Here is a 26,458-nt window from a genome sequence, read left to right on the forward strand (position 1 = left end):
CGTTCAGAAGGGAGACACCGAGGCACCCGATCAGTTTGGGATAGCGACGCTCATACCCCCGTCGATCATCCAGACGGCGCCCACGGCGTAACTCGCCAAGCCGGAGGCTAAAAAGGCTGCGACATGGGCTATTTCGGCGGGATCCGCGGCGCGTTGGACGGGCGCGCCTTTCCCATGCTCGACCAGGTTTTCTGGATCGCCCAGGATGTTGGTGACGACATCACCGACGCCGAGGGCGTTGATCCGGATGCCGTCATCGATAGCCTCCAGGGCGGACGTGCGGGTCAGCTGCGCGAGCGCTCCTTTGGACGCGGCGTAGGCCGAAATCGTCTTGAAGCTTTGAAAGCAGGCGTACGAACCGATGTTCACGATGGCGCCACTCCGGCGGGGAATCATTGCGCGCATCGCCTCTCGGGTGTGAAGAAACGCCCCGGTGACGTTGGTATCGAGGATGTGATTCCAGTCTTCCAGGGTCGTGTCGATGACCGGCTTGTTAATGATGGTGCCGGCGTTGTTGAGCAGGATGTCGAGTTGGCCGAAGCGGCGACTGGCCAACTCGACCGCGTCGTTCGCCGTTTGTTCCTGAGCGACGTCGCCGACGAGTGGCGCCACCGTGTCGATGTCGGAGTACAGATGCTCGATCGCGGGGTCGATGTCTTCGGCGACGACATTGACGCCGTATTCGATCAACTGTCGGGTAATGGCCCGACCGATGCCGCTGGCCGCGCCGGTCACGATCGCTACCTTGCCGCGCAGGTCTTCGCTGAGGTGGTCGACGCTCATGCACCCTCCCGTGGTTATAAGAATCGTCGCTCAAACAACGCTACGTAGCGTAGCGATTGGTGTCAAACGGAGATATGGTCATACCCAGCGATGCCCTGGATGAAGACGCCCTAAATGAAACGCCTTGGATGAAGACGCCCTAAATGAAGACGCCTTGGATGAAGAGGAGCCCGTGATGTCGGCAACGGAATCGGATGGGCAGCGAAGCGGAGGGCCGACGAGGAGCGAGAAGACGACGGCGATGATTCTGCGGGCCGCGTTGGAGCTCGGCACCGAAATGGGATTCGATGCGCTCACCGTGGAACGGCTGGCTCAAAGAACGGGGGTCGCCAAAACGACGATCTACCGGAGGTGGCCGAACATCTCCACGGTGGTGATGGATGCGTTCCTCGCCGAAGTGGATCGGGCCGCTCCGATCGTCGAACGTGGCACCGCCCGCGAAAGCTTGGCGGCATCACTGAGATCCCTGGTCCGCCTGTACCGGACTCCGCACGGCCATATATTGCGCATCTTGATCGGACGGGCCCAGATCGATGACGAATTGCGCAACGCGATGACCACACGCTGGGTCGAGCCTCGGCGAGCACGCGCCCGATCCGTCGTCCGGCGCGGGATCGACTCCTCGGAGCTTCGAGAGGGGCTCGATCCCGACGTCGTCCTCGATCTGCTTTATGGGCCCGTTTATCACCGCCTGCTTGTTCCCTACGAGCACAGCGACCTGTCGGAGGCCTACATCGACGCGCTACTAGACGCCGTCTTCACCGGGTTGACTACCTAGACCGGTTCGCTTCCCGTCGCGAAACTCACTGCGCAGGCGAGGGAATGGCCTGCTCGATCAGTGCGGCCGCGATGCCGACAGCGGTCGGCAAGGCATCCGTGCCCAAGGCTCTGGTCCGAACCGAGGCGCCGTCGAGCAACAGCGCGAGCTGCTCACCGAGCAGGTCCGGATCGGCGGCACCGGCCTCCCGGGCGGTTTCGCTCAGGCGGGTGGCCACAGAGGTCTTGTACTCGCGGGCCCGTACGCGCGCGGGATGCTCCGGATCGGAGATCTCTACGGCGGCGGCGATGAACGGGCAGAGGGGCATCAGGTCATGGGTGAACGCAGGCGGCTTCTCGAACACCGCGAGCAGGCGCTCGCGGGGCGTCAGCTCGGCGCGTTCGAGGACCTCGGGCATTGTGTCGACATCGTGACGCCGCAGATACTCGGCGATCAACCCATCCTTGCTGCCGAAGTGCTGGTAAGCGGTGCGCTTGGAGACCTGTGCCGCCGTGCAGAGCAGATCCATTCCGGTGTTGTTGATGCCCTGCTCACGAAACAGCTGTTGCGCCGCGCCGAGGATGCGTTCGCGCGCTCCTCGGCCCCGTCGCCGGCCCCGCGGACCTTTTTCCAGCTCGGTCACGTCGTCCAGGGTAACGGAAAGTGTACTTAATTGGCGTGCGGTTGGACGTTGCGCTAAATTAAGCACACAGAACGGTATACCTAAAGTCCGGCGAGGAGGGCATGTGGGAAAACTTGACGGCAAGGTCGCGGTGATCACGGGCGCATCGAGCGGTCTGGCGCTCGCCAGCGCGAAGCTGTTCGTCGACGAGGGTGCGCACGTCTTTGTCACGGGCCGGCGGCGGCAGGCTCTGGACGAGGCCGTCGCGTTGATCGGACACAGCGTCACTGCCGTGCAGGGCGACGCGGCCAACCTCGATGACTTGGACCGATTGTTCGACGCGGTGAAGCGGGAGAAGGGCAGCATCGACGTGCTCTTCGCCAGCGCCGGAACGGGAGGGGAAGCACGCAAGCTCGGTGAGATCACCGAGGAGGACTTTGACACCGTCTTCGGTCTGAACACCCGTGCCACCCTGTTCACGGTGCAAAAGGCGTTGCCGCTGTTCAACGATGGCGGCTCCATCTTCATGACAGGGTCGATCGCCTCGGCCAAGGGCTGGCCCGATTACAGCGTGTACTCGGCGAGCAAGGCTGCCTTGCGTTCGTTCGCCCGCACCTGGCTCAACGAACTGAAGGAACGGCAGATCCGAGTGAACGTCCTGAGCCCGGGCCAGATCGCCACACCGATTCAGGAGAAGATGTTCGACGCCGAGACGAAGCGGCAGTTCGAATCCCTGATTCCGCGAGGAAAGATGGGACGTCCCGAAGAGATTGCGACGGTGGCGCTGTTCCTGGCCTCCGACGACTCGAGCTACGTGAATGGTGTGGAGCTGGCCGTCGACGGCGGCACCTCAGCGATCTGACGTCCTGCCTCAAGGCCGACCGCTTCGGTAGTTGGAAAGACGTTCAAGCGGAACTCCACCAGGTGGCCGACCTAGTCAGCCGTGAAATCGACCGCCTTGCCGCGTAGCGCGCCGACGGCCTTCAGGCACAGGGCAGCCGCGGGATCCGCGACGCCGACCGCGATCGGGAGTGCGATAACCGGATCGAGCCTCAAGAACCGCCCGGTCAGCGCGATCACCGGACCGGCGATGGCGGGCCGCGGCCGACGCGCCCAGCACCCACGCACCCAGCAACAGAACCGCCATTGTGACCGGAAACTTCACCATGTCGCGGTCGAGAGTCAGGTCGAGAGTCACGAGAAGGCGGCCCTCAGTTCACGTCACCGAGGAGCTCGACGAGCAGCTTCTCTACGGTTGCGGCTTGATCCGCCATCACGATGTGGTTCGCATCGTCGACGACCTCGATCCGTGCATCCGGTAGCGTCTCACGCAACATGCGTGCGGCCTTCGGACCGTTCAGCGCCGACTCGTCTCTGCCGATGACAGCCAGCACAGGAACCGCCGTGAGTCGATCTAGTTCGCAATCACTGCGAAATGGCCAAGGTCGAGGCTGAGCGTTCCTGAAAGACATCTTGAAATGCATTGCACCATAGACAAATTGACTCATGGACGGCATCCACGGCTGTTGGCGCAACAGTTTGCGGTTCTGAGGCATCACCATTGTGTCGAGCACGCGCCAGACGTGTTCCTCCCTGAGCGGCAGAAGCAGCGGCGCGAGTCCCCGGGACCATGAAGCGGGCTCATTCCGCCCGCGATGCCAACTGGACACAACAGCGCCAAGCGCTCCACCTTGTCGGGGAAGACAGTCGCGTAGTGGGTGGATATCCACGTGCCACGCGAAGCGGCCACAAACGCCGAGCGCTGAATGTCTAGAGCGCGCATCGTTTCATCAAGCCAAGTCACGATGTCAGCGATGGTCTTGGTCGGCTTCGCAGCGACGCTCTTGCCGGCTTCGTCGATAGCATCGATCATGGTGACGCTGTGGTTAGCGGTGAGAGTTCGAAGGAGCGGCACCCAGGACGTGGAGCTGATCGACGACCCATGGAGCGCCACAAGCGACGGCTTCGACCGGTCTCCTGCATGAAGCACATGGGTGCTGCCAAAGGATGTCTCAACGTCAGATTCGGTGATTGGGACAGAGCTGGCCGACAGCGCCGCGTCGTACAGCCGGAGATAGGCGGCACGCGCGTCGTCAGAACGGAATTTCGAGAGTCTGACCAATTCGCACCTGCCTGCTCCGCGCTACTGCTTAGCGTTACACGTTGAACCGGAACTCGACCACACCGCCGTGCATCAGGACTCACCGCGCGCGGTAAGCGCCGGCGGCGTCCAACTGCCATCGAGGATCTCAGCGCGAGGCCGGTAGAGGCGGATGAGATAGTTCCAACCTTCCGGCGTCACAATCGCGTTAGGGGGCGGATCGTCGCCAGCCGACGCAACGAAACGAACAGTCACCGACCCGTCGGCGTTGGGCACGCCGGTAACGCTGTTGACCGTATAGAGGTTCGCCTCGTTCAGTTCGAAGAACCCACGCTTGTTGTAGACCGACACCGACCAGAAGGCGTCGACGGGCACGTCGTCGAACACCAAGTCATAGTCGCCGGGCGCGACGTTAGGAGCTACGCCGATGTAAGCCGCTTCAGACGTGGGCAACCCTCCCCATCCGGCGGCTGATCCGATGAGGTGACGAACCGGATCCACCGCCGTCCGGGCACCGAACATGCGGTCGAAGTTGTCGAGCCCGCGAGCCAGGGCAAGCAGGGCGTCGCGGGTCGCATCGAGGCTTTCCGGGTTGTATTCGGGCATCGCGAACGGTTGTGACGCACCCGTCTGCAGCACAAGACGATCCTGCAAGGCACCGACGGCGGCCACGTCCGCAAAGTCGTTGGGATCGACCAGGATCCGCACACCGACGAGCACATAGCGCGACCCATACTTGTCGCTGGTTAGAAGATGCTCGCCCGGTTCGTGGATGACATCATTCACGAAGTGGTCTTCGCTGACGACCATCGCCGATAAGTAACGACCGTTGGCGTCGGGCAGGGTGAGTCGGGCCGGTTCGGCAAGATCAACGATCGCGAAGCTGTAAAGGGTATCCCGATTCAGCCTGATCACTGTCTGCTCGTCGATGCGCGCAGGTGTGCGGTTGTGCCGAAATGTACCAACGCTTCCGGCGTCAGCCTGAATATCGCGAAACATCCGGTGGGTTTCTGCCCGAACAAAGTTGTCGACGTTTACGTGGATTGACACCGTCCCGGTCCTCTCACTTCTTCACCCCAGACGTTGCTTGGAACCGGAACTCGACCACGTCGCCGTCGGCCATCACGTAGTCCTTGCCCTCCATGCGGACCTTGCCCGCCGCTTTGGCCGCCGCCATCGAGCCAGCGGCGATGAGGTCGTCGTAGGAGACGATCTCGGCTTTGATGAAGCCCTTTTCGAAATCGGTGTGGATCACCCCGGCGGCCTTCGGTGCGGTGTCGCCCTGATGAATCACCCACGCGCGCGCCTCTTTTGGGCCCGCCGTCAGGTAGGTCTGCAGCTTGAGGGTGTGAAAACCGGCCCGCGCCAAGGCATCCAGTCCCCGCTCGGTTTGCCCGATCGACTCCAGCAGCTCGGCGGCCGACTCGTCGTCGAGCTCTTGGAGTTCGGCCTCGATCTTCGCGTCGAGGAACACCGCGTCCGCGGGGGCGACCATCGCGGACAGCTCGGCCTTGCGGGCATCGTCGGTCAGCACTGACTCGTCGGCGTTGAACACGTACAGAAACGGCTTGGTGGTCATCAGGTTCAGCTCGCGCAGCGGTGCGGCGTCGACGCCGGCCGCAATCAGCGTCTTGCCCGAGTCCAGCACCGCCTCCGCGGCGACGGCGGCCTCGTGCACCGGCTTGCGCTCCTTGTTGTTGCGGGCTTCCTTCTCCAGCCGCGGCACGGCCTTCTCCAGGGTTTGCATGTCGGCGAGGATCAGCTCGGTCTCGATCACCTCGATGTCGGCGCGCGGGTCGACCTTGCCGTCCACGTGCACCACGTCGTCATCGGCGAACACCCGCACCACCTGGCAGATCGCGTCACACTCGCGGATGTTGGCCAGGAACTTGTTGCCCAGGCCGGCGCCCTCGGAGGCGCCCTTCACGATTCCGGCGATGTCGACGAACGTGACCGGCGCCGGAACGATCTTCTCGGAGCCGAACATCTCGGCCAGCTTGTCCAGCCGGGGATCGGGCAGCGGGACGACGCCCTCGTTGGGCTCGATCGTCGCGAACGGGTAGTTGGCCGCCACCACGTTGTTCCGGGTCAGCGCGTTGAACAAGGTCGACTTGCCGACGTTGGGCAACCCCACTATTCCCAGGCTCAGGCTCACGGGGAACCAAGTCTAGGGGTCCTGGCGACCACGGGCGCCGGGGACCGTTGATCACCGCCGATACTGCACGCTGGCATGGCGCGCGCAGGATCGCAACGAGGTATTTACGGGCCTTTCGGCCCATTCCCGGTACGGTCTACATGTGTCAGCACAGCGGGCGAGTTCGACGGTGGCGGATGGTCACCGTTCGATCCTTCCAAACATCCCAGGTGTCCCCTGGTACGCAGCCCTGCTTATCGCCGTCACCGCGACCGCCATCGGTTACGGAATCGACGCTGGTCACAAGGAGCTGACCCACGTCTTCGCGGGCTTCTATATAGCCGGCTGCGTGGCGGCGGTGCTGGCGGTACGCCAGGACGGCATCTTCACCACGATCATCCAGCCGCCCCTGATCCTGTTCGGCGCGGTGCCGGGCGCCTACTGGCTGTTCCACGATGCCAAGGTCGGCCGCCTCAAAGACCTGCTGATCAACTGTGGCTATCCGCTGATCGAGCGCTTCCCGCTGATGCTGGGCACCGCCGGCGGCGTGCTGGCGATCGGACTGGCCCGCTGGTATTTCGGAAACGCCTACAAGACAAGGACATCGGCGGGCGCCTCTGAAGACGCTCCGGACGCCGCCAGTGTGGCCGTCAAGTCGTTCTTCAATGGCATCGTCGCCAAGGCGCAGTCGGTGCTGCAGTCGGATACCGACGACGACGACACCGACGAAACCACCGATGCCCGCCGCGCCCGCAGGTCGAGCTCGTCGTCGAGGACGCGCCGCACGACGCGCAGCACCCGCTCCACGACCCGCTCGGCCCGTAGCCGTTCCCGGCATTCCCGCGAGCCGTTGGGCGACGGGTCCGAACCGGCCGAGCGGCCCGAACGTCCCCGGCGCAGCACCCGCCGCACCGCCGCGTCGGCCCGCGATTATGACGCCGCCGAGCCGCCCCGACGGTCCCGCCGGCCCAGGCCGGACGCCGACGCCGATCCGCGTGGCCAGTCGGCCCGGGAACCGCGTCGCGAACCGCGCCCCCGCCGCAGCCCCTACGACCGGCCCACCCCGCGGAGCAGCCGTTTCGACGGCTTTGAGTCCTACGGGGACAGGTATGAGCCGCCGAGCGGCCCGACTTCCGGGGGCCGGTACGAAAGCCGCGAACCGTACGCGCCGCCGTATGAACCGAGGCGCCGGCGTCCGCCGTCAACCGGCTCGAACGGAACCCATCACCCCATCTCCCAGGTCCGCTACCGGGGCGGCGGGTCGCAGGAACCGCCCCGCGAGCCGCACACCGAGCGGCGCAGCCGCACGCGGACGCCCGGCCGGTCGCCGGCGGAATCCTGGGAATACGACGTCTAGCGCAGGTCGCAAGCTCAGCGAACTGACCGGATCTCCCGCGGCAACGCGAACACCAGGGTCTCCTGCGCGGTCGTGACCGGCTGCACCACGTCGAAGCCGCACTCGGCCAGCCGCGTTAGCACGCCCTCGACCAGGACCTCGGGAACCGACGCCCCGGAGGTGACGCCCACCGTGGTGACGCCGTCGAGCCAGGACGGGTCGATGTCGTCGGCCCAGTCCACCAGGTGCGCGGCCGCGGCCCCGCCACCCAAGGCGACCTCGACCAGCCGCACCGAGTTCGAGGAGTTGCGGGACCCGACGACGATCACCAGCTCACACTCGGGTGCCATCGCCTTGACCGCCACCTGGCGGTTCTGGGTCGCGTAGCAGATGTCGTCGCTCGGGGGATCCTGCAGCTTGGGGAACCGTTGCCGCAGCCGCTCGACGATTTCCATGGTCTCGTCAACCGACAGCGTGGTCTGCGAGAGCCACACCACCTTGTTCTCGTCACGCACGGTCACGTTGTCGACGGCGGCGACCCCGTCGACCAGCTGCACGTGGTCGGGCGCCTCCCCCGCGGTCCCGATGACCTCCTCGTGGCCCTCGTGGCCGATGAGCAGGATGTCGTACTCGTTGCGCGCGAACCGCCTGGCCTCGTTGTGCACCTTGGTCACCAGCGGGCAGGTGGCGTCGATGGTGTGCAGGTTCCGGTCGGCGGCCGCGGCGTGCACCGTGGGCGCGACGCCGTGCGCGGAGAACACCACGATGGCCCCCTCGGGAACCTCGTCGGTCTCCTCGACGAACACCGCGCCGGCCTTTTCCAGGGTGGTGACCACGTGGCGGTTGTGCACGATCTCATGACGCACGTAGACCGGCGGCCCGTGCTTTTCCAGTGCGCGTTCCACGGTCTCCACGGCCCGGTCGACGCCCGCGCAGTAACCACGCGGTTCGGCCAGGAGCACACGCTTGCGGACTGGGTCGCCGGCTACCGAACGCGCTGGTCCTCCCACAAGGCCGGGAATCCCCATGTCGATAGTCGGCGGCATGACGTCCAGGGTACTTACCGCGGACACGGGCTTGCCAGCTCGCGCCGCTGGGCTTGGAGTTAGCCGCCGCTTAGGGCAATCTTGGACCCATGGGCACTGCACCGTATGGAGTTCGGCTGCTGGTCGGCGCGGCAACAGTCGCGGTCGAAGAGACCATCAGGCTGCCGAAAACCATCCTGATGTACCCGATGACACTGGCCAGCCAGGCAGCGCACATCGTGATGCGCTTCCAACAGAACCTTGCCGAGCTGGCTATCAAGGGCGACAGCACCCTCGAATCGATCTTCCCGCCCAAGGACGAGAAGCCGGAATGGGCGACCTTCGACGAGGACATCGATGACGCGGCCGACGGGGCGTACGGCGCATTGCAGGACGGCGGCGAAGGCGAGCGCAGGGCCGAGGGCCGGTTCGCCCTGTACTCGGTGGCCGACGCGCACGAGGACGCCAGCGCCCTGACCCGCCCGGCCCGGCAATCTAAGAAGCCGGCGGCCGGCGCCTCGGTTCCGCAACCGGAAGTGGTCACCGAGCTGGACTACACGTCGCTGACGCTGGCGCAGCTGCGGGCGCGCCTGCAGTCGCTGAGCATCGACGAGCTCGAAGCCCTGCTGGCCTACGAGCAGGCCACCAAGGGCCGGGCACCGTTCCAGACGCTGCTCGCCAACAGGATCACCCGCGCGAACGCGAAGTGACCCCGGCCGTTACCTCCGAACCGAACTCCGCCGAGAATCCGTTTCCGGTGCGCGCGGTGGCCATCCGGGTCGCGGGCTGGATCGACAAGCTGGGCACCGTCTGGGTCGAGGGTCAGCTGGCCCAGATTTCGATGCGCCAGGATTCCAAAACCGTGTTCATGGTGCTGCGTGACCCGGCCGCCGACATGTCGCTGACCGTGACCTGCCCGCGCGATCTGGTGCTGAACGCGCCGGTGAAGCTGGCCGAGGGCACGCAGGTGGTGGTGCGCGGCAAGCCATCGTTTTACACGGGCCGGGGCACATTCTCGTTGCGGCTGTCCGAGATTCGCGCCGTCGGGGTGGGTGAGCTGCTGGCCCGCATCGATCGGCTGCGCCGGCTGCTGGATGCCGAAGGCCTCTTCGATCCCCGGCTCAAGCGTCCGATCCCCTTCCTGCCCAACATGATTGGACTGATCACCGGGCGGGCCAGCGCCGCCGAACGCGACGTCACCACCGTGGCAGCCGCACGCTGGCCCGGGGTGCGCTTCGCGGTCCGTAACACCGCCGTGCAGGGACCCAACGCGGTCGCCCAGATCGTCGAGGCGCTGGGCGAACTCGACCGCGACGCCGATGTCGACGTCATCGTGCTCGCCCGCGGCGGCGGCAGCGTCGAGGACCTGTTGCCGTTCTCCGACGAGACGCTGTGCCGCGCCATCGCGGCCTGCCGCACCCCGGTGATCAGTGCGGTCGGCCACGAACCCGACAACCCGCTGTGCGATCTGGTCGCGGATCTGCGCGCGGCCACCCCCACCGACGCCGCGAAGAAGGTGGTCCCCGACACCGCCGCCGAGCTGCGGCTGCTCGACGACCTGCGCCGGCGCAGCGCGCAGGCATTGCGCAACTGGGTGACCCGCGAGCAACGGGCCCTGGCCCAGATCCGCAGCCGCCCGGTGCTGGCCGAGCCGCTGGCGGCGCTGACGGCGCGCGCCGAGGAGGTGCACCGCGCCCGGTCGGCGATGCGCCGCGACATCACCCGCCTGGCCGCCACCGAGACCGAGCGGGTCGGCCACCTGCGCGCGCGGCTGGCCACGTTGGGGCCGGCGGCCACACTGGCCCGCGGTTACGCCGTGGTGCAGGCCATCGGGCCGACGAACCAGGTGCTCCGGTCGGTCGACGACGCGCCGGCGGGCACCCGACTGCGGGTGCGGGTGGCCGACGGCGCCGTGGCCGCAGTGAGCGAAGGACCCTCCGATGGCGCGTAGAAACGACGGCGGGGACGACGCCGCCGTCCCTCAGGAGAGCGAGTCCATTACACCTATTAGTCACCTGGCGTATGAAGCCTGCCGGGACGAACTGATCGAAGTCGTGCGGGTGCTCGAGCAAGGCGGCCTGAACCTAGATGAATCGCTGAAGCTCTGGGAAAGGGGCGAGCAGCTGGCTAAACGGTGCGAGGAGCACTTAGCTGGCGCCCGCAAGAGGATCGAGGATGCGCTCGCGGCGGGCGAGCCTGAGGATGCCTGAATCCGGCGACATCGGGGGGCGCGGATGAAAACCTTTTTCCGAACTGGAACACGTTTCAGTTATGCTTTGGGCCATGGGTGATCCATCGCTGACGGCCGAACTCGGCCGTGTCCTGGTCACCGGGGGCTCCGGATTCGTCGGTGCCAACCTGGTGTCCACCTTGCTCGACCGCGGGCATTTCGTGCGTTCCTTCGACCGTGCGCCCTCGCCGCTGCCGGCGCATCCGCAGCTGGAGGTACTGCAGGGTGACATCACCGACACGGCCGTGTGCGCCCAGGCGGTCGACGGCATCGACACCGTCTTCCACACTGCGGCGATCATCGACCTGATGGGCGGTGCATCGGTGACCGACGAGTACCGGCAGCGCAGCTTCGGGGTCAACGTCGGCGGCACCGAGAACCTGGTCCGCGCCGGGCAGGCCGCCGGGGTGCAGCGCTTCATCTACACCTCGTCCAACAGCGTCGTCATGGGCGGTCAGAACATCGCAGGCGGCGACGAGACGCTGCCCTACACCCACCGGTTCAATGACCTTTACACCGAGACCAAGGTGATCGCCGAGCGATTCGTGTTGGGGCAGAACGGTGTTGACGGACTGTTGACCTGTGCGATTCGCCCCAGCGGCATCTGGGGCCGGGGCGACCAGACGATGTTCCGCAAGCTGTTCGAAAGCGTGATCGCCGGCCACGTCAAGGTGCTGATCGGCCGCAAATCGGCCCGGTTGGACAACTCCTACGTGCACAACCTGATTCACGGTTTCATCCTGGCCGCCGAACACCTGACGCCCGGCGGCACCGCGCCCGGCCAGGCGTACTTCGTCAACGACGCCGAGCCCATCAACATGTTCGAGTTCGCCAGGCCGGTGGTCGAGGCGTGCGGAGAGAAGTGGCCGCGGGTCCGGGTGAACGGGCCCATCGTGCGCGCGGCGATGACGGGGTGGCAGCGGCTGCATTTCCGATTCGGGATACCGGCGCCGCTGCTCGAGCCGCTCGCCGTCGAGCGGCTGTATCTGGACAACTTCTTTTCGATCGCCAAGGCGTCGCGCGACCTCGGTTACCAGCCCCTGTTCAACACCGAGCAGGCGCTGTCGGAATGCCTTTCGTACTACGTCGAGATGTTCGACCAGATGAAACGGCAAGCGTTGGCGGGCAAGGCATCCGCCTAGCGGAAGCTCACCATGTCGCTGCCCCAGGCCGCGCGGATGCCGGCGTCGATGTCGTACGCTACGGTGTCGCTGCGGCCGATGACCAAGCAGGAACGGTCGGTCTCCTCATACGGTGTCCATTCCGGCGCGCCGGCGGGACCGGCGGGGGCGGCGTGTGCGGCGAAGTTGATCCATCGGGTGCGCACCCTCTTGGACACCGCCTTGGCGGCCTTGGTGCCGCCCAGCTTCAGCGTGGGATCCTTGGGCGCGCCGAGATTGCCCCAGACGAAAGGCAATTCGGTGGCATGAGCGGCCCCGACCATCAGCAGCTTCAACAACGGGGTGGCGTAGTCGAACCGGTAGAGATACACCGGCGCAACGCGGGCGTGCCCCTCGGCGAGCCACACCGACGGCATCCGGAAGCCGACGTCGGTCGCGATGTTCAAACTCCTTGCCCTGCGCCGCAATCGCGAATACGCCGAGCCGATCTCCTCCTCGGTGGGCAACTGCAGATCGGGTTGTTCGGCGGCGATCTGGTTGAACATCGATGTGATCGCGTTCGGCGTGATCGGCATCAGCGGCGAGCGCATCAACCGGAACAGCGCCGCCTCGTGCTTGTTGGTGCCGATGATCAACGGGACCGGATGTGAGCGGCCCTCTTGGGCAAGCTTGACCGGATAGTCGCTCAGCACATCGCCGTCCACGATCGGGACGAAGGCCAGCGTTCCCGGGTTGCGCACCGGCACTTCGTCGAACACCTGTTGCGTCGCGGCCAGGATCGCCGCCATCGGGATGTCGATCAGCCGCCGGGAGTCCGCGGGGTCGACTCCCAGCCGGTCGAGGAACGCCCGGGCCACCCGGCCGGCACGTTCGCGGTCGTATACCGAAGTGGCCGGCGAGCTTTGCGCGATCGCGGCGGCGAACAGACCCTCGGCCGCCGGGCTGGCCAGCAGCGTGGTGACCATCCCCGCCCCGGCGGACTCGCCGAACAGCGTGACCCGCCGCGGATCACCGCCGAAGGCGGCGATGTTGTCGCGCACCCACTCCAGCGCCGCCAGCGCGTCGCGCAGCCCGACGTTCGAATCGAAATGCCGTCCACCGGAATCGAACGACGACAGGTCGAGAAAACCGAGCACCCCGAGCCGATAGTTGACGGTCACCACGACGACGTCGCCGTGGCTGACCAGCCTGCGGCCGTCATAGAGGGTCTGGCTGCTCGACCCCAGGACGTAGGCGCCGCCGTGCAGCCAGACCATCACCGGCTTGGCGTCACCGGGGTGGATGTCAGAAGACGCCCAGACGTTGAGCCGCAAGCAGTCGTCGCCCTGCGGCGCGCCAAGATCCAACGGCATGTTGGGAAACACCGGTTGCGGGCAGGCCGGCCCGAACGCGGTGGCGTCGACGACCTCGGTACTGCGCGGGGGCGGCTGCGGCGCCCGGAAACGCAGCTCGCCCACCGGCGCCGCCGCGTACCGAACGCCCTTCCACGCCTTGACGCCGTTTTCTTCGATGCCCCGGACCGGGCCGTAGCCGGTTTCGACCACCAGGTCGTCGTTAGCCATGCGCGTGCAAAATCTCCTGAATGAACCTAGAAAAGGCGTTGCGTGAGGAACTCGACAACTCGCTTACGGGCCTCGTAGGCGGGGTGGCCGTCGAGCTCGCGGACCTCGTCGGTGAGCACCGAGTGCGCCATCTTGCCGAAGCCGTGCTGATTCGTGGGGCTTGAATCGATGTCGATCACCTCGAAGGCATCGCCGAGGCGCTTCTTGAGCGTCGCGAACCGCTCGGCGGGCGCCATCTTGTCCTCGCTGAACCGCAATCCCATGGCGCACAGGCCGTCGTTGGCGCACCGGTCGGCCACGGTGGCCAGCTCGGATTCGCTCAAGCCCGGGTCGCGGCGCCGCGCCGCTCCGAGCGGGACCGGGACCGACGGCTGTGACAGCACCGGCGCCAGCACGCTGTCGTCGACCGCGGCGGCCAGCGCGAAGCCACCGGTGAAGCACTGGCCGATCACCCCGACGCCCTTGCCTGGCGTCGATGCGTTGAGGTCACGGGCCAACGCACGCAGGAACGACGCCACCGGCCGCTGCTTGTTCAGCGCGAGCGCCGCGAATTCTCTTGCCACACAAGCACGTCCGATGACGCCAAGGAGGTACCCTGCCGTCTCGGCCTTGCCCGGCTGGCCGAACAACGACGGCATCGCGACGGTGAACCCGTTGTCCACCAGGTGATTACCCAGGGCGAGCACGCCGGGATGGATCCCGGGGATTTCCGGAATCAACACCACCCCGGGGCCGCTGCCCTTGCGATAGACGTCATGGGTGTATCCGCCGGCGCTAAACGGTGCCGCCGACCACCCGGACAGATCAGCCTCCGGTGCAGTCACGTTGATGCGTCCCTCTGCTTGCGCTGGTGGATTAGCGGCTTGGCAAAGGCGGTTGCGATTGCGTCGCCGACGCCAGCGTACGGAACTGATCGGTGTTTCCGGCGCCGGTTATCGCAATTTGGGTGGCGCCGCCCGGGCCGCTGAGCCGGGTCGTCCATATCGGCTCGGCGTCTGCGCCGTTCTGACCGGCGCCCTGGTAGACCACCCAACCGGTGCCGCCGACGTCCACGGTCCCCGTCGGGTAGGCCGACTGGTGAATCGAATTGACCAGCTTGTCCTCGTCGGCATTGCTCTGGGTCAGGCTCAGGTATAGCCCGGTCGGGGTGATGTACCCGACCTCCGAAACAGGCGCGTTCAGCCGTTGACCGCTCGCGGGGTCGGTCCGGCCGCCCGGGATGCCGCCGCGGTGGCCGGAGTTGGCCTGCCAGCCGGTGGGCAGCTGCGGCTGGCGGATGGGAAAGCCGAGCGCGGAGGCGTCCGCGCGCAGGGCCGCACCGGCGTCGTACGACGGGACGGGGCCCTGGTGGTGGCCGAACTGGACCGAGCACATACCGAGCATGCCGGCCAGCACGATGCACCCGATGACCAGCGGTATCAGGGACCAGAACATGTCCCGGCCGTCCTGCAACAGCCGGGGTTTGGCCGGCCTGGGCGCGGGGCCCGCTGGCGGAGACGGCGCGCCGGAGGCGCTCCCATCACGCTGGGAATTCAGCGGCGGCTCCTCCGTCATCCCCCAAGTATCCCAGTTCCAGCGGACCGATCCGCTTCTGGGACAATCGGCAACCATGACAGTTGAGGGCGACCACTCGACCGCCGCCGCCGGCGGGGCCCCCGCGCCGGGCAGACCGCGCGGTGAGGCCCCAGACCGCAACCTGGCTCTGGAACTGGTACGCGTCACCGAGGCCGGGGCCATGGCCGCAGGTCGCTGGGTCGGCCGCGGCGACAAAGAGGGCGGTGACGGGGCGGCCGTCGACGCGATGCGTGAGCTGGTCAACACCGTGTCGATGCGCGGCGTCGTCGTCATCGGCGAGGGCGAAAAGGACCACGCGCCGATGCTCTACAACGGCGAGGAGGTCGGCAATGGCGACGGCGCGGAGTGCGACTTCGCCGTCGACCCGATCGACGGCACCACCCTGATGAGTAAGGGCATGCCCAACGCCATCTCCGTGTTGGCGGTGGCCGACCGCGGCGCGATGTTCGACCCGTCGGCGGTGTTCTACATGAACAAGATCGCCGTCGGGCCCGAGGCCGCGCACGTGCTCGACATCACCGCGCCGATCGCCGAGAACATCAAGGCCGTCGCCAAGGTCAAGGCGTTGTCGGTGCGCGACATGACCGTGTGCATCCTGGACCGGCCGCGGCACGCCCAGCTGATCCACGAGGTCCGGGCGACCGGAGCCCGCATCCGGCTGATCACCGACGGTGACGTGGCCGGCGCGATCTCGGCCTGCCGGCCCCATTCGGGCACCGACATGCTGGCCGGGATCGGCGGCACGCCGGAAGGCATCATCGCCGCCGCCGCCATCCGGTGCATGGGCGGCGCGATCCAGGCGCAGCTGGCTCCCACCGACGACGAGGAACGCCAGAAGGCCATCGACGCCGGCTACGACCTCGACCAGGTGCTGACGACCGAGGACCTGGTGTCCGGTGAGAACGTGTTCTTCTGCGCCACCGGGGTCACCAGCGGTGACCTGCTCAAGGGCGTCCAGTACTACCCCGGCGGGTGCACCACCCAGTCGATCGTCATGCGGTCGAAGTCGGGCACCGTCCGGATGATCGAGGCCTACCACCGGCTTTCGAAGCTCAACGAGTACTCCGCCATCGACTTCACCGGCGATAGCTCCGCCGCCTATCCCCTGCCCTGACCGCCGATCGAACAACGAGGAAGACCCATCTATGGCCTTGAACGACTCTGATGACACCGAGTACCGCATCGAGCACGACACCATGGGCGAGGTCCGCGTACCCGCAAAAGCGTTGTGGCGTGCGCAAACTCAGCGCGCCGTCGAGAACTTTCCGATCTCGGGCCGCGGCCTGGAGCGCACCCAGATCCGCGCGCTGGGCTTGCTGAAGGGCGCGTGCGCGCAGGTCAACAAGGACCTGGGGCTGCTGGCGCCGGAGAAGGCCGACGCGATCATCGCCGCGGCCGGCGAAATCGCCGACGGGCAGCACGACGACCAGTTCCCCATCGACGTGTTCCAGACCGGTTCGGGCACCAGCTCCAACATGAACACCAACGAGGTGATCGCCAGCATCGCGGCCGCCAACGGTGTGACGGTGCACCCCAACGACGACGTCAACATGTCGCAGTCGTCGAACGACACATTCCCCACCGCCACCCACATCGCGGCCACCGAAGCCGCTGTGCGCCATCTGCTTCCGGCGCTCGAGGTGCTGCATGACGCGCTGGCCGGCAAGGCCCGCGAGTGGCACACCGTGGTCAAGTCGGGCCGCACCCACCTGATGGACGCCGTCCCGGTGACGCTCGGCCAGGAATTCAGCGGCTACGCCCGCCAGATCGAGGCGGGCATCGAGCGGGTGCGCGCGACGCTGCCCCGGCTCGGTGAGCTGGCCATCGGCGGCACCGCGGTCGGTACCGGCCTGAACGCCCCCGACGGCTTCGGCGCCAAGGTGGTCGAGACGCTGGTCGCCTCCACCGGCCTGAGCGAATTGCGCACGGCCGCCAACTCGTTCGAGGCCCAGGCGGCGCGCGACGGGCTGGTCGAGGCGTCCGGCGCGCTGCGCACCATCGCGGTGTCACTGACCAAGATCGCCAACGACGTCCGCTGGATGGGGTCGGGCCCGCTGACCGGCCTGGCCGAGATTGCGCTGCCCGACCTGCAGCCGGGCAGTTCGATCATGCCGGGCAAGGTCAATCCCGTTCTGCCGGAAGCGGTTACCCAGGTTGCCGCGCAGGTGATCGGGAACGACGCCGCGGTGGCCGTCGGCGGCTTGTCCGGTGCCTTCGAGCTCAACGTCTACATCCCGATGATGGCCCGCAACATCCTGGAGTCCTTCAAGCTGCTGACCAACGTGTCGAAGCTGTTCGCCGAGCGTTGCATCGTCGGCCTGGCGGCCAACGTGGAGCACCTGCGCGAGCTGGCCGAGTCGTCGCCGTCGATCGTGACGCCGCTGAACTCGGCGATCGGATACGAGGAGGCCGCCGCGGTGGCCAAGCAGGCACTCAAGGAGCGCAAGACGATTCGCCAGACGGTGATCGATCGGGGCCTGATCGGCGAGAAGCTGTCCGAAGAAGAACTCGATCGGCGGCTCGACGTGCTGGCGATGGCCAAGGTCAAGCCCGAAGACTGAGCCACCCCGTCATCCGATGACGGCGGTGGTCGACGAGAGTAAGGGTGGTTTTCCATGACGGCTCCTCCCGGTGGTCCCTACGGCCAGGGGCCCTACGGAAGCAATCCATATGGGCAGGACCCGAATTGGGGCGCGCAGCCGCCGGCGGGCGGTCCCGGGCCCTACCCGCAAGGTGGTCCCGGCCCTTACCCGCAGGGCGGCCCCGGGCCCTATCCGCAGGGCGGTCCCTACGCCTACCCGCCGGGCGGCCCGTACCCGTATGCGCCGCCGGGTGGCCCCGCCTACCCGAACCAGCCATATCCCCAACCCGGACAGCAGTTTCCGCCGGGAGGCCCGGGCGGCCCGTATCCCCCGGGGCCACCGCCGGGTGGGTCCGGGTCCAAGCTGCCGTGGTTGATCGTCGCCGGTCTGGTCGTACTCGCGGTGATCGCGCTGGTGGCGACGCTGTTGGTGATGCGGGGCGGTCACGACAACAAGCCGGCCGCCGCGCCCTCGACCACGAGCACGTCGGCCTCCCCGCCCAAGAACTCCGCGCAGAACGCGACGGATTGCACCCCGAACGTGTCGGGCGGCGAGATGCCCCGCACCGACTCGATCGCCGCCGGCAAGCTGTCCTTCCCGGCCAGCGCGGCGCCGGGCGGGTGGACGGTGTTCTCCGACGACCAGGGCCCGAACCTGATCGGCGGGCTGGGTGTCGCCCAGGACGTGCCCGGGGCCAATCAGTGGATGATGACGGCCGAGGTCGGCGTCACCAATTTCGTTGCCAGCATGGACCTTACGGCTCAGGCCACGAAGTTGATGCAATGCATCGTCGCCGGCCCCGGCTACGCCAACGCCCAGCCCACGCTCGGGCCGACGAAGTCGTCGTCGATCACCGTGGACGGCACCAAGGCGGTCCGCGTCGACGCCGACGTTACGATCGCCGACCCCAGCCGTAACGTGAAGGGCGACTCCGTCACCATCATCGCCGTCGACACCAAGCCGGTGACCGTCTTCATCGGCAGCACCCCCATCGGTGACGCGGCTTCGGCGGGCCTCATCGGGAAGATCATTGCCGCGCTAAAGGTCTCGAAGTCCTGACGCGGGTCGGCTAGCCGGCGGAGCCCGTCGGCGCCGAGACGTGGGTGGCCTCGGACCGCCCGCGCAGGACCGTCGAATAGCACTCGGCCCACTGCGCGCGCTCGGCCTCCCCCGCGGCAGCGACGGCACCCGCCGAACACAGGATGCGCCGGTCGGAGGTTTTGGCGAGGTCCGCCAATCGCGCGGCCTCGTTGACGGCGTCACCGATCACGGTGTACTCGTACCGGTTCTCGGCGCCGATGTTGCCGGCGAACACCCGCCCCGCGGAGACGCCGATGCCGAAATCGACCGGCAGCCGCCGCAGTTGAGACCCCAGCGCACGCGCGGTCGCCAACGCCGACGATGCCGGTTCGTTCGTCGGCAACGGCACGCCGAAGACGGCCAGCACGGCGTCGCCGGCGAACTTGTTGACCAGGCCGTGGTGTTCGTCGACGGCGTGCACCACGATCCGGAAGAAGTCGTTGAGCACCTCGGCGACCTCCTGTGGGGGGCGGCTTTCGGCGAGCTGGGTGGAACCCACCAGGTCAATGAAGAGCACCGCGGCTTCGACCACGTCGCCCGACAGGGAAGCCCCCTCGTTGAGGGCGCGCTGCGCGACGTCGGCCCCGACATGGCGTCCGAACAGGTCACGCAGCCGGTCCCGCTCGGCGAGACCGGCCACCATCCGGTTGAATCCGGTTTGCAGACGGCCGATTTGGGAACGTTCGTAGGCGCCGACGTAGGTTTCCATGCGGCCGTGCTCGACCTCGGCCATCGCATCGACCACCTCGCCGACCGGATCCGAGATGGACCGCGAGGTCAAGATCATCGTCGGCAGCCCCAGCACCAGCGCCGCCAACGACACCACCAGAATCGGCACGTCCAACGACGCGGACTTCTCGATCAGCCATCCGTACGACCGCAAGACGACCAGCGTCGCGATCACGGCGATGGGGAACGCGCTGCACAGGAACCACAGCAGAACCAGCCGGGCGTACACGCTCGGCACCGCCAGCCGCGGCTCGGCGCCAAGCGTGGCGGCGCGCATGATGGGCCGCAGGGTGCGCTGCGCGAGCAGCATCCCGGTGCCGGCGGCCGCCGACCCGCCGAGCAGCACGCCGAGGCCGATGGGCAGCAGAAGCCGCGGCCCGCCACCGAGATTCAGCAGGATGAAGATGCCGCCGGTCAACGCCCAGGACGTCACCAGGATCGCCGACTGACGGCCGGCCAGCTTCATCACGGCTTCGCGTTGTTGCGGAGTGGGTTCGGCGCCCGCAACAAACCAGCGCACGGTGGGAGCCAGGCTCACGGCGCCGGCCACCGCGACACTGACGATGCCCAGCACGATGAGCAGGATCACCGGCGCAGTGTTCTGCCGCGCGAAGTCCGCGTTGGCGCCCACGGAAGTGTGGCCCCGCAACGGAATCAGGATGGCGGCCGCTTCGACGACGGCCAACGCGTAGGACAGGCTGAGATCGAACCCGTACTGAAACAGCCATCGCCTAAAGGACTTTCGCCCTCCGGCGGCCGGCCGCTGCGCCGTACCGCGCCATCGTCGCGGAAGCCGATCCCGAAGCCAGCCCACGGTGATCACCCTACAAACGTAGTCGCGGGCGACCCGAAATGTGTGCTAGGCACCGTTGTTCGGCCCGCCGGAGTTCTGCCCAGGGATGTCGGTGATCGGGAAGTTGGGCATCGGTTTGGGCGAGGGCGTGTTGGGCAGCGTGGGGATGTCGGCGGGCGGGATGTCGTGCAGACCGTTGACCGGTGGACCGTTTTCACGGCTGCCGTAACTGCTGCCGGGCGCTCGCGGTCCCAGCAGGTCGCTGACCGTCACCATTCGGTACCCGTTGGCCCTGAGCACCGGGATGAACTGATACACCAGATCGACGGTGCTGGAATAGGTGCTGTGCAGCAACACCACCGAGCCCGGCTTGATGTAGGTCATCAGCATGTAGCGGGTCGCGGCCGTGTTCGAGTCGTTCGCCCAGTCGAAAGGGATGACATCCCAAAGGATTTCGGCCAGCCCGTATTGGCCGGCGGTCTGACGCACCACGGGGTCGGACAGCCCGCCCGCGGGGCGATACAGGTTTGGGGTGCGCCCGGTCGCGGCGGTGATCGCGTCGTTGGCCTTGGTGAACTGGGCGGCGATGTCCTCGCGCGGGATCGTGGTCATGTTGGGGTGTTCCCAGGTGTGGCTGCCGATCTCCATCCCGGCGTCGGCGATGCGCTTGGCGCCGGCCGGGTTGGCGGCCACCTTGTTGCCGATCAGAAAGAACGTCGCCTTGGCGTCGTTATCCTTGAGGATCTGCAGCAGCCGCTCGTCGAACGGCCCCGGCCCGTCGTCGAAGGTCAGGGCGACGCATTTGACGACCGAGCAGCTGAGGTCGTCGGCGCGGGTCACGTGACCCGTGAGCCCCCCGATCACCAGCACCGCGACCGCGGCCGCCACGCCGACCACCGTGCGCCAGTAGCGCCAGGTGAGGGTGTCGGGTCGTTTCGCCACCGTGGAAGTTTATCGAAGGCGGGCCTGCCCCGGATCGAGCGCGCTGGTCAGGCGCTCACTGCGGGCCCGCGATCTCCTCGAGCATCTCGGTGACCAGGGCGGCGATCGGCGATCGCTCACTGCGCAACAACGTGATGTGGGCGAACAGCGGATGGCCCTTGAGCTTCTCGATCACCGCGGCGACCCCGTCATGGCGGCCCACCCGCAGGTTGTCGCGCTGGGCGATGTCGTGGGTGAGCACCACCCGCGATCCGGTGCCCAGCCGCGACAGCACCGTCAGCAGGACGTTGCGCTCCAGCGATTGGGCCTCGTCGACGATGACGAAGGAGTCGTGCAGCGAGCGGCCGCGGATGTGGGTCAGCGGCAGCACCTCGAGCATGCCGCGCGACAGCACCTCCTCGAGCACGGCCGGGCTGGCCAGCCCCTCGAGGGTGTCGAAGACGGCCTGCGCCCACGGTCCCATCTTTTCGCTCTCGCTGCCCGGCAGATAGCCCAGCTCCTGACCCCCGACGGCATACAGCGGCCGGAACACCACCACCTTGCGCTGGGTCCGGCGCTCGAGCACCGCCTCCAGACCGGCGCAGAGCGCGAGCGCCGACTTGCCGGTGCCGGCCTTGCCGCCCAGCGACACGATGCCCACCGATTCGTCGAGCAGCAGGTCGAGCGCCACGCGCTGTTCGGCCGAGCGCCCGCGCAGCCCGAACACCTCCCGGTCGCCGCGAACCAGCTGGACGCGTTTGTCGGCGTTGACCCGGCCCAGTGCATGCGAGCTGCCGCCGAGCAGCCGAACGCCGGTGTGGCAGGGCAAGTCTCGCGCTTCGGTCAGATCGATCTCGCCGTCGGTGAACAGCGCGTCGATGTCCTCGGTGGCCGTCTCGATCTCGCGCATGCCCGACCAGCCGGAGGCCACCACGTCTTGGGCGTGGTACTCGTCGGCGGCCAGGCCCACCGCGGCGGCCTTGACCCGAAGCGGAATGTCCTTGCTGACCAACGTGACTCGCTTGCCCTCGGCGGCCAGGTTCGCGGCGCAGCTGAGGATCCGGGAATCGTTGCTGTCATTGCGGAAGCCGCTGGGCAGCACCGTCGGGTCGGTGTGGTTGAGCTCGACGTGCAGCGTACCGCCTTGTGTCCCAATGGGAATGGGCTGATCTAGGCGACCGTGTTCCAGCCGGAGGTCGTCGAACAGCCGCAACGCCTGGCGCGCGAACCAGCCCAGCTCGTGATGGTGGCGTTTGGCCTCCAGCTCGCTGATCACCACCAGCGGAACAACCACCTCGTGTTCGGCGAACCGGCTGCACGCCCAGGGGTCGGACAGCAGCACGGAAGTGTCGATCACGTAGGTCCGGATTTCGGTCACGTAGCGCTCCTCGAGCGGGATGAGCCCGCGCGGACCCGCACAGGCATGTCGACGGGAACCGCAGCACCAGGACCGGGGCCGGTCCTTCCGTTGTGGTGACGGGAGGTGCCGCCCTGGCAGCAGAGCTTGACGCTGACCATCGAGAACGACGCTACTCCCGTGGTCGTCCGCCCGCTGTGCAGGCGCGCCGACGTTGCGGAGCGCGACCACTCCCAGTGGGTGGTCGATGTGGTGAGGTGGGTGCGGGCCGGCCTAGCCGACGACGAATTGCCGCAGCTGGGGCTCGTCCGCGACTCCCCATGCGGCGATGCGGTCGGAGATCGCCTGGCGCAGCTGCTCCGGACCGAAAATGCCTGCCTCGTCGACGTTTCGCACCTTGTCCGCATATGCGTCGATGTCGGCGCCGGGCACCTGAAGGTCGGCCGCGCGGGCGGCGATCGCCGCGATGGTCTCGTCGCGGGTGTACTCGAGGCAGTGCGCGACGAGGTTGGAGAAGAACAGTTCGTGCCGGCGCTCGTCGCGGGCGATCCGGTCGACCAGGCCGGCCAGGATGGGCTCCTCGAGTTGCGCGGCCAGGTTCTCGCAGAACACGGCGTGGGTGCGTTCGACGAACGCCATGTGCACCAGGATCTCCACCTGCGAGTAGGTGTCGGCGCGGTAGCCCTTCATGACGTACTGGACGCGGGCCTCTTCGTTGGCGGTCGGGTCGACCTCGCGGGTCACCACCAGGTACTCGCGCAACGCGATGGCGTGCAGGTGCTCCTCGGCGGTCCACCGGCCCAGCCAGCGGCCCCAGTAGTCCTCGAGGATGAAGTGCTCGACCAGCTCGCGGTGGTGCGCGGCCAGGTTGTCCTTGAGCAGCAACATGATCTCGCAGGCGTCGGTCAACGGCCGCGGCAACGTCATCGACGACGGGTCCCAGTCGCGCCCACCGAGGAAGGCGAAGTTCTCGCCCCGTTCGAACGGCACGTAGTCGTGCGCGAACCAGAGTTCTTCGGTGGACAGGTGGCGGTCGATGTTCGCTTCGACGACCGGCTCGAGTTCCAGGGTCAGCGCGTTAGCGACAGGTCTTTCGGCCATGAGATAACTGTAACCCGCGTACACAGGTTCATGAAATCGGCCGGGTCGTGTCGCGCCAACTGGTGACTTAGGTCCTCAGGCCCGTCCCGCCGGGCACTCTAGAGCCCCTCCTACGGCGAAGCCTAGAGCGCGAGGCCCGGGTAGAGCGGGTTGGCGTCCAACAGTTCGGCCGCGGCCGCGCTGACCCGTTCGGCGGTGCCATCGGCCAGCGAGTACTTGGCCTTGGAGGTACCTTCCGGCTTCGTGTTGGCCAGAACATCGACGATCAGTTCGGCCACCCGGTCGAAGTCGGCCGGACCGAAGCCACGGGTGGTCAGCGCCGGGCTGCCGAGCCGGATGCCACTGGTGTACCAGGCGCCGTTGGGGTCGGTGGGGATGGCGTTGCGGTTGGTGACGACGCCGGCGTCCAACAAGGCCGACTCGGCTTGACGTCCCGTAAGGCCGAACGATGTGACGTCGAGCAGCACGAGGTGGTTGTCGGTGCCCCCGGTGACCAAGTGGGCATCGCGCTTGAGGAAGCCGTCGGCCAGAGCCTGAGCGTTGTCTGCGATCCGCTGGGCATAGGCCTGGAACGCCGGCTGCCGCGCCTCGGCGAGCGCGACGGCCTTGGCCGCCATCACGTGCGACAGTGGCCCGCCGAGCACCATCGGGCAGCCCTTGTCGACAGCGTCGGCGTACTCGGGTTGGCACAGGATGAGGCCGCCGCGGGGACCGCGCAGCGACTTGTGCGTCGTCGTGGTCGTGACATGGGCGTGCGGCACCGGATCCTCGTCGCCGGTGAACACCTTGCCCGCCACCAGGCCGGCGAAATGCGCCATGTCCACCATCAGGGTGGCGCCGACCTCGTCGGCGATCTCACGCATCGTCGCGAAATTGATGCGGCGCGGGTAAGCGGAGTAGCCGGCCACGATGATCAGCGGCTTGAACTCGCGCGCGGCGGCCGCAACGGCGCCGTAGTCGACGAACCCGGTGTCGGGGTCGGTGCCGTAGCTGCGCTGGTGGAACATCTTGCCGGAGATGTTGGGCCGGAAGCCGTGGGTGAGGTGGCCGCCGGCATCCAGCGACATGCCCAACAGGCGCTGGTTGCCCAACTTGTTGCGCAGCTTCTCCCATTCCGCCTCGGACAAGTCGTTGACGTGCTTGACGCCGGCATCGGCCAGGCCCGGCGCCTCGATCCGGGTGGCCAAGATCGCCCAGTACGCAACGAGGTTGGCGTCGATGCCCGAGTGCGGCTGCACGTAGGCGTGCGGCGACCCGAACAGCTCACGAGCGTGCTCGGCGGCGACGCTTTCCACGGTGTCGACGTTCTGACAGCCCGCGTAGAAGCGGTGTCCGATGGTGCCCTCGGCGTACTTGTCCGACAGCCAGGTGCCCATGGTCAGCAACACCGCGGGCGATGCGTAGTTCTCGCTAGCGATCAGCTTGAGCGAAGCACGTTGGTCGTCGAGCTCTTTGCGCGTCGCCGCGGCGATGCGCGGTTCGACGGACTCGACCACCTGCAATGCGGCGCGGTAGGCAGCGCTCGCGGTGTCGGCGTATTCGGCGCCCGGCGACGTGGTCGAGGTGGCGGTGCGGGTCAAGTCGGCTGACATGAGAACGAGACTAGTCGGCCGATTAACCCCACAGCGAGGGCGCTCGGCGCTATCCGGCGTCGAGTTTTCGCCAGCCCAGCCGTCGGGCTTTTCGGCGCTGCTGTAACACTTGCACTATGCCGCGGCTTAGCGAGCCGAGCCCTTATGTGGAGTTCGACCGAAAGCAATGGCGTGCGCTTCGTATGTCGACGCCGCTGGCCCTCACCGAGGAGGAGTTGGTCGGCCTGCGCGGTCTGGGTGAGCAGATCGACTTGCTCGAAGTCGAAGAGGTCTACCTGCCGCTGGCCCGGCTCATTCACCTGCAGGTCGCGGCGCGGCAGCGATTGTTCGCCGCCACCGCCGAATTCCTCGGCGAACCGCAGCAAAACCCCGACCGGCCGGTGCCGTTCATCATCGGGGTGGCCGGCAGCGTGGCGGTCGGCAAGTCCACGACCGCCCGTGTGCTGCAGGCGCTGTTGGCGCGCTGGGACCACCACCCGCGGGTGGACCTGGTCACCACCGACGGCTTCCTGTACCCGAATGCCGAGCTGGAGCGGCGAAACCTGATGCACCGCAAGGGATTTCCGGAAAGCTACAACCGGCGGGCGCTGATGCGGTTCGTGACCTCGGTCAAATCCGGTTCGGATTACGCCTGCGCGCCGGTGTATTCGCACCTGAAATACGACATCATCCCGGGGGCCAAGCACGTGGTCCGCCACCCGGACATCCTGATCCTCGAGGGTCTCAACGTGCTGCAGACCGGTCCGACGCTGATGGTGTCGGACCTGTTCGACTTCGGCGTGTACGTCGACGCCCGGATCGAAGACATCGAGCAGTGGTACGTCTCGCGGTTCCTGGCCATGCGCAGCACCGCGTTCGCCGATCCCGAATCGCACTTCCACCACTACTCGGCGCTCAACGACACCAAGGCGGTGGCCGCGGCCCGCGAGATCTGGCGATCCATCAACCGCCCCAACCTCGTCGAGAACATCCTGCCGACCCGGCCGCGCCGTCAGAGCTTGCGCAGCCGCAGCCGGTTGATGGAGTGGTCGGCGTCCTTGCGCAGCACCAGGGTGCG

The 26,458-nt window shown here is 67.1% G+C and carries 27 protein-coding genes; 11 read left to right on the top strand and 16 right to left on the bottom strand.

The window, feature by feature from the left end; translation table 11 throughout:
- Positions 1-30: 30 nt before the first annotated feature.
- On the bottom strand, positions 31-783 hold the full coding sequence (locus A5624_RS18545) for an SDR family NAD(P)-dependent oxidoreductase (protein ID WP_066869093.1): 753 nt from the start codon (positions 781-783) through the stop codon (positions 31-33).
- 124 nt (positions 784-907) lie between these two features.
- On the opposite strand from A5624_RS18545, the gene A5624_RS18550 reads away from it, so the two are divergent.
- The gene (locus A5624_RS18550; protein WP_197505089.1) at positions 908-1,561 is read left to right on the top strand and encodes a TetR/AcrR family transcriptional regulator; all 654 of its coding nucleotides are present in this window, start codon (positions 908-910) and stop codon (positions 1,559-1,561) included.
- Positions 1,562-1,586: 25 nt separating this feature from the next.
- Here the strand turns inward: A5624_RS18550 and A5624_RS18555 are convergent, their stop codons facing one another.
- The gene (locus tag A5624_RS18555) at positions 1,587-2,183 is read right to left on the bottom strand and encodes a TetR/AcrR family transcriptional regulator (RefSeq protein WP_066869096.1); all 597 of its coding nucleotides are present in this window, start codon (positions 2,181-2,183) and stop codon (positions 1,587-1,589) included.
- A 103-nt stretch (positions 2,184-2,286) separates the two neighbouring features.
- Here A5624_RS18555 and A5624_RS18560 point away from each other — a divergent pair, with 103 nt between their 5' ends.
- Positions 2,287-3,024 (top strand): SDR family NAD(P)-dependent oxidoreductase, encoded by a 738-nt coding sequence (locus A5624_RS18560; RefSeq protein WP_066869099.1) that lies wholly within the window; start codon positions 2,287-2,289, stop codon positions 3,022-3,024.
- A gap of 71 nt (positions 3,025-3,095) precedes the next feature.
- On the opposite strand, the gene A5624_RS28275 is transcribed toward A5624_RS18560, so the two are convergent.
- From A5624_RS28275 to ychF, 5 genes are all read right to left on the bottom strand, one after another.
- Positions 3,096-3,242 (bottom strand): hypothetical protein, encoded by a 147-nt coding sequence (locus A5624_RS28275; protein ID WP_156749080.1) that lies wholly within the window; start codon positions 3,240-3,242, stop codon positions 3,096-3,098.
- A 131-nt stretch (positions 3,243-3,373) separates the two neighbouring features.
- On the bottom strand, positions 3,374-3,736 hold the full coding sequence (locus A5624_RS28280) for an alpha/beta fold hydrolase (protein ID WP_156749081.1): 363 nt from the start codon (positions 3,734-3,736) through the stop codon (positions 3,374-3,376).
- A complete protein-coding gene (locus tag A5624_RS18570; protein WP_082976116.1) occupies positions 3,718-4,284 on the bottom strand; it encodes an alpha/beta fold hydrolase in 567 nt (188 codons plus the stop codon). Before A5624_RS18570 ends, A5624_RS28280 begins: the two co-directional genes overlap by 19 nt.
- 72 nt (positions 4,285-4,356) lie before the next feature.
- A complete protein-coding gene (locus tag A5624_RS18575; protein WP_066869108.1) occupies positions 4,357-5,313 on the bottom strand; it encodes a DUF1214 domain-containing protein in 957 nt (318 codons plus the stop codon).
- Positions 5,314-5,326: 13 nt separating this feature from the next.
- Positions 5,327-6,418 (bottom strand): redox-regulated ATPase YchF, encoded by a 1,092-nt coding sequence (ychF, locus tag A5624_RS18580; RefSeq protein WP_066869110.1) that lies wholly within the window; start codon positions 6,416-6,418, stop codon positions 5,327-5,329.
- Between the two features lie 142 nt (positions 6,419-6,560).
- On the opposite strand from ychF, the gene A5624_RS18585 reads away from it, so the two are divergent.
- On the top strand, positions 6,561-7,754 hold the full coding sequence (locus A5624_RS18585) for a DUF6542 domain-containing protein (protein WP_197518995.1): 1,194 nt from the start codon (positions 6,561-6,563) through the stop codon (positions 7,752-7,754).
- Between the two features lie 14 nt (positions 7,755-7,768).
- Here the strand turns inward: A5624_RS18585 and A5624_RS18590 are convergent, their stop codons facing one another.
- A complete protein-coding gene (locus A5624_RS18590; RefSeq protein ID WP_066869113.1) occupies positions 7,769-8,779 on the bottom strand; it encodes a 4-hydroxy-3-methylbut-2-enyl diphosphate reductase in 1,011 nt (336 codons plus the stop codon).
- 89 nt (positions 8,780-8,868) lie between these two features.
- Here A5624_RS18590 and A5624_RS18595 point away from each other — a divergent pair, with 89 nt between their 5' ends.
- The 4 genes from A5624_RS18595 to A5624_RS18610 all read left to right on the top strand — a co-directional run bounded on the left by A5624_RS18595 (position 8,869) and on the right by A5624_RS18610 (position 12,130).
- Entirely contained in the window at positions 8,869-9,468 is a 600-nt protein-coding gene (locus A5624_RS18595) for a lipid droplet-associated protein (protein WP_066869116.1), read from the top strand.
- Entirely contained in the window at positions 9,465-10,709 is a 1,245-nt protein-coding gene (xseA, locus tag A5624_RS18600) for an exodeoxyribonuclease VII large subunit (RefSeq protein ID WP_066869119.1), read from the top strand. Before A5624_RS18595 ends, xseA begins: the two co-directional genes overlap by 4 nt.
- On the top strand, positions 10,699-10,968 hold the full coding sequence (locus A5624_RS18605; RefSeq protein ID WP_066869123.1) for an exodeoxyribonuclease VII small subunit: 270 nt from the start codon (positions 10,699-10,701) through the stop codon (positions 10,966-10,968). Before xseA ends, A5624_RS18605 begins: the two co-directional genes overlap by 11 nt.
- A 61-nt stretch (positions 10,969-11,029) precedes the next feature.
- On the top strand, positions 11,030-12,130 hold the full coding sequence (locus A5624_RS18610; RefSeq protein ID WP_066869126.1) for an NAD-dependent epimerase/dehydratase family protein: 1,101 nt from the start codon (positions 11,030-11,032) through the stop codon (positions 12,128-12,130).
- Here A5624_RS18610 and A5624_RS18615 read toward each other — a convergent pair.
- The 3 genes from A5624_RS18615 to A5624_RS18625 are packed head-to-tail and all read right to left on the bottom strand — an operon-like array spanning position 12,127 to position 15,225.
- Positions 12,127-13,671, bottom strand: a complete 1,545-nt coding sequence (locus tag A5624_RS18615; RefSeq protein WP_066869130.1) for a carboxylesterase/lipase family protein — start codon at positions 13,669-13,671, stop codon at positions 12,127-12,129. The two genes, A5624_RS18610 and A5624_RS18615, sit on opposite strands and share 4 nt — an antisense overlap.
- Positions 13,672-13,697: 26 nt before the next feature.
- The gene (locus A5624_RS18620; protein ID WP_066869133.1) at positions 13,698-14,495 is read right to left on the bottom strand and encodes a dienelactone hydrolase family protein; all 798 of its coding nucleotides are present in this window, start codon (positions 14,493-14,495) and stop codon (positions 13,698-13,700) included.
- A 31-nt stretch (positions 14,496-14,526) separates the two neighbouring features.
- Complete coding sequence (locus A5624_RS18625) at positions 14,527-15,225, bottom strand: DUF4245 domain-containing protein (RefSeq protein WP_066869136.1); 699 nt, start codon at positions 15,223-15,225, stop codon at positions 14,527-14,529.
- Between the two features lie 55 nt (positions 15,226-15,280).
- Here A5624_RS18625 and glpX point away from each other — a divergent pair, with 55 nt between their 5' ends.
- The 3 genes from glpX to A5624_RS18640 are packed head-to-tail and all read left to right on the top strand — an operon-like array spanning position 15,281 to position 18,887.
- Positions 15,281-16,360 (top strand): class II fructose-bisphosphatase, encoded by a 1,080-nt coding sequence (gene glpX, locus A5624_RS18630; protein ID WP_156749083.1) that lies wholly within the window; start codon positions 15,281-15,283, stop codon positions 16,358-16,360.
- 31 nt (positions 16,361-16,391) lie between these two features.
- Positions 16,392-17,807 (top strand): class II fumarate hydratase, encoded by a 1,416-nt coding sequence (locus A5624_RS18635; protein ID WP_066869138.1) that lies wholly within the window; start codon positions 16,392-16,394, stop codon positions 17,805-17,807.
- A 54-nt stretch (positions 17,808-17,861) separates the two neighbouring features.
- Complete coding sequence (locus A5624_RS18640; protein ID WP_066869142.1) at positions 17,862-18,887, top strand: hypothetical protein; 1,026 nt, start codon at positions 17,862-17,864, stop codon at positions 18,885-18,887.
- A 10-nt stretch (positions 18,888-18,897) separates the two neighbouring features.
- Here A5624_RS18640 and A5624_RS18645 read toward each other — a convergent pair whose 3' ends face one another.
- From A5624_RS18645 to A5624_RS18665, 5 genes are all read right to left on the bottom strand, one after another.
- Positions 18,898-20,361 carry an adenylate/guanylate cyclase domain-containing protein gene (locus A5624_RS18645; protein WP_066869169.1) on the bottom strand — a complete coding sequence of 488 codons (1,464 nt, stop codon included), beginning with the start codon at positions 20,359-20,361 and terminating at the stop codon, positions 18,898-18,900.
- 135 nt (positions 20,362-20,496) lie between these two features.
- The gene (locus A5624_RS18650; RefSeq protein ID WP_066869145.1) at positions 20,497-21,372 is read right to left on the bottom strand and encodes a polysaccharide deacetylase family protein; all 876 of its coding nucleotides are present in this window, start codon (positions 21,370-21,372) and stop codon (positions 20,497-20,499) included.
- A gap of 55 nt (positions 21,373-21,427) precedes the next feature.
- The gene (locus A5624_RS18655; protein WP_066869148.1) at positions 21,428-22,729 is read right to left on the bottom strand and encodes a PhoH family protein; all 1,302 of its coding nucleotides are present in this window, start codon (positions 22,727-22,729) and stop codon (positions 21,428-21,430) included.
- Between the two features lie 252 nt (positions 22,730-22,981).
- Positions 22,982-23,809 carry an acyl-ACP desaturase gene (locus A5624_RS18660; protein ID WP_066869172.1) on the bottom strand — a complete coding sequence of 276 codons (828 nt, stop codon included), beginning with the start codon at positions 23,807-23,809 and terminating at the stop codon, positions 22,982-22,984.
- A gap of 122 nt (positions 23,810-23,931) precedes the next feature.
- A complete protein-coding gene (locus tag A5624_RS18665) occupies positions 23,932-25,401 on the bottom strand; it encodes a glycine hydroxymethyltransferase (RefSeq protein ID WP_066869151.1) in 1,470 nt (489 codons plus the stop codon).
- A gap of 116 nt (positions 25,402-25,517) precedes the next feature.
- Here A5624_RS18665 and coaA point away from each other — a divergent pair.
- On the top strand, positions 25,518-26,458 hold a 941-nt coding region (coaA, locus tag A5624_RS18670), incomplete at its 3' end, for a type I pantothenate kinase (RefSeq protein ID WP_232002279.1).

The sequence above is a fragment of the Mycobacterium sp. 1482292.6 genome, from assembly GCF_001672995.1.
GTDB classification, from domain to species: Bacteria; Actinomycetota; Actinomycetes; order Mycobacteriales; family Mycobacteriaceae; genus Mycobacterium; species Mycobacterium europaeum_A.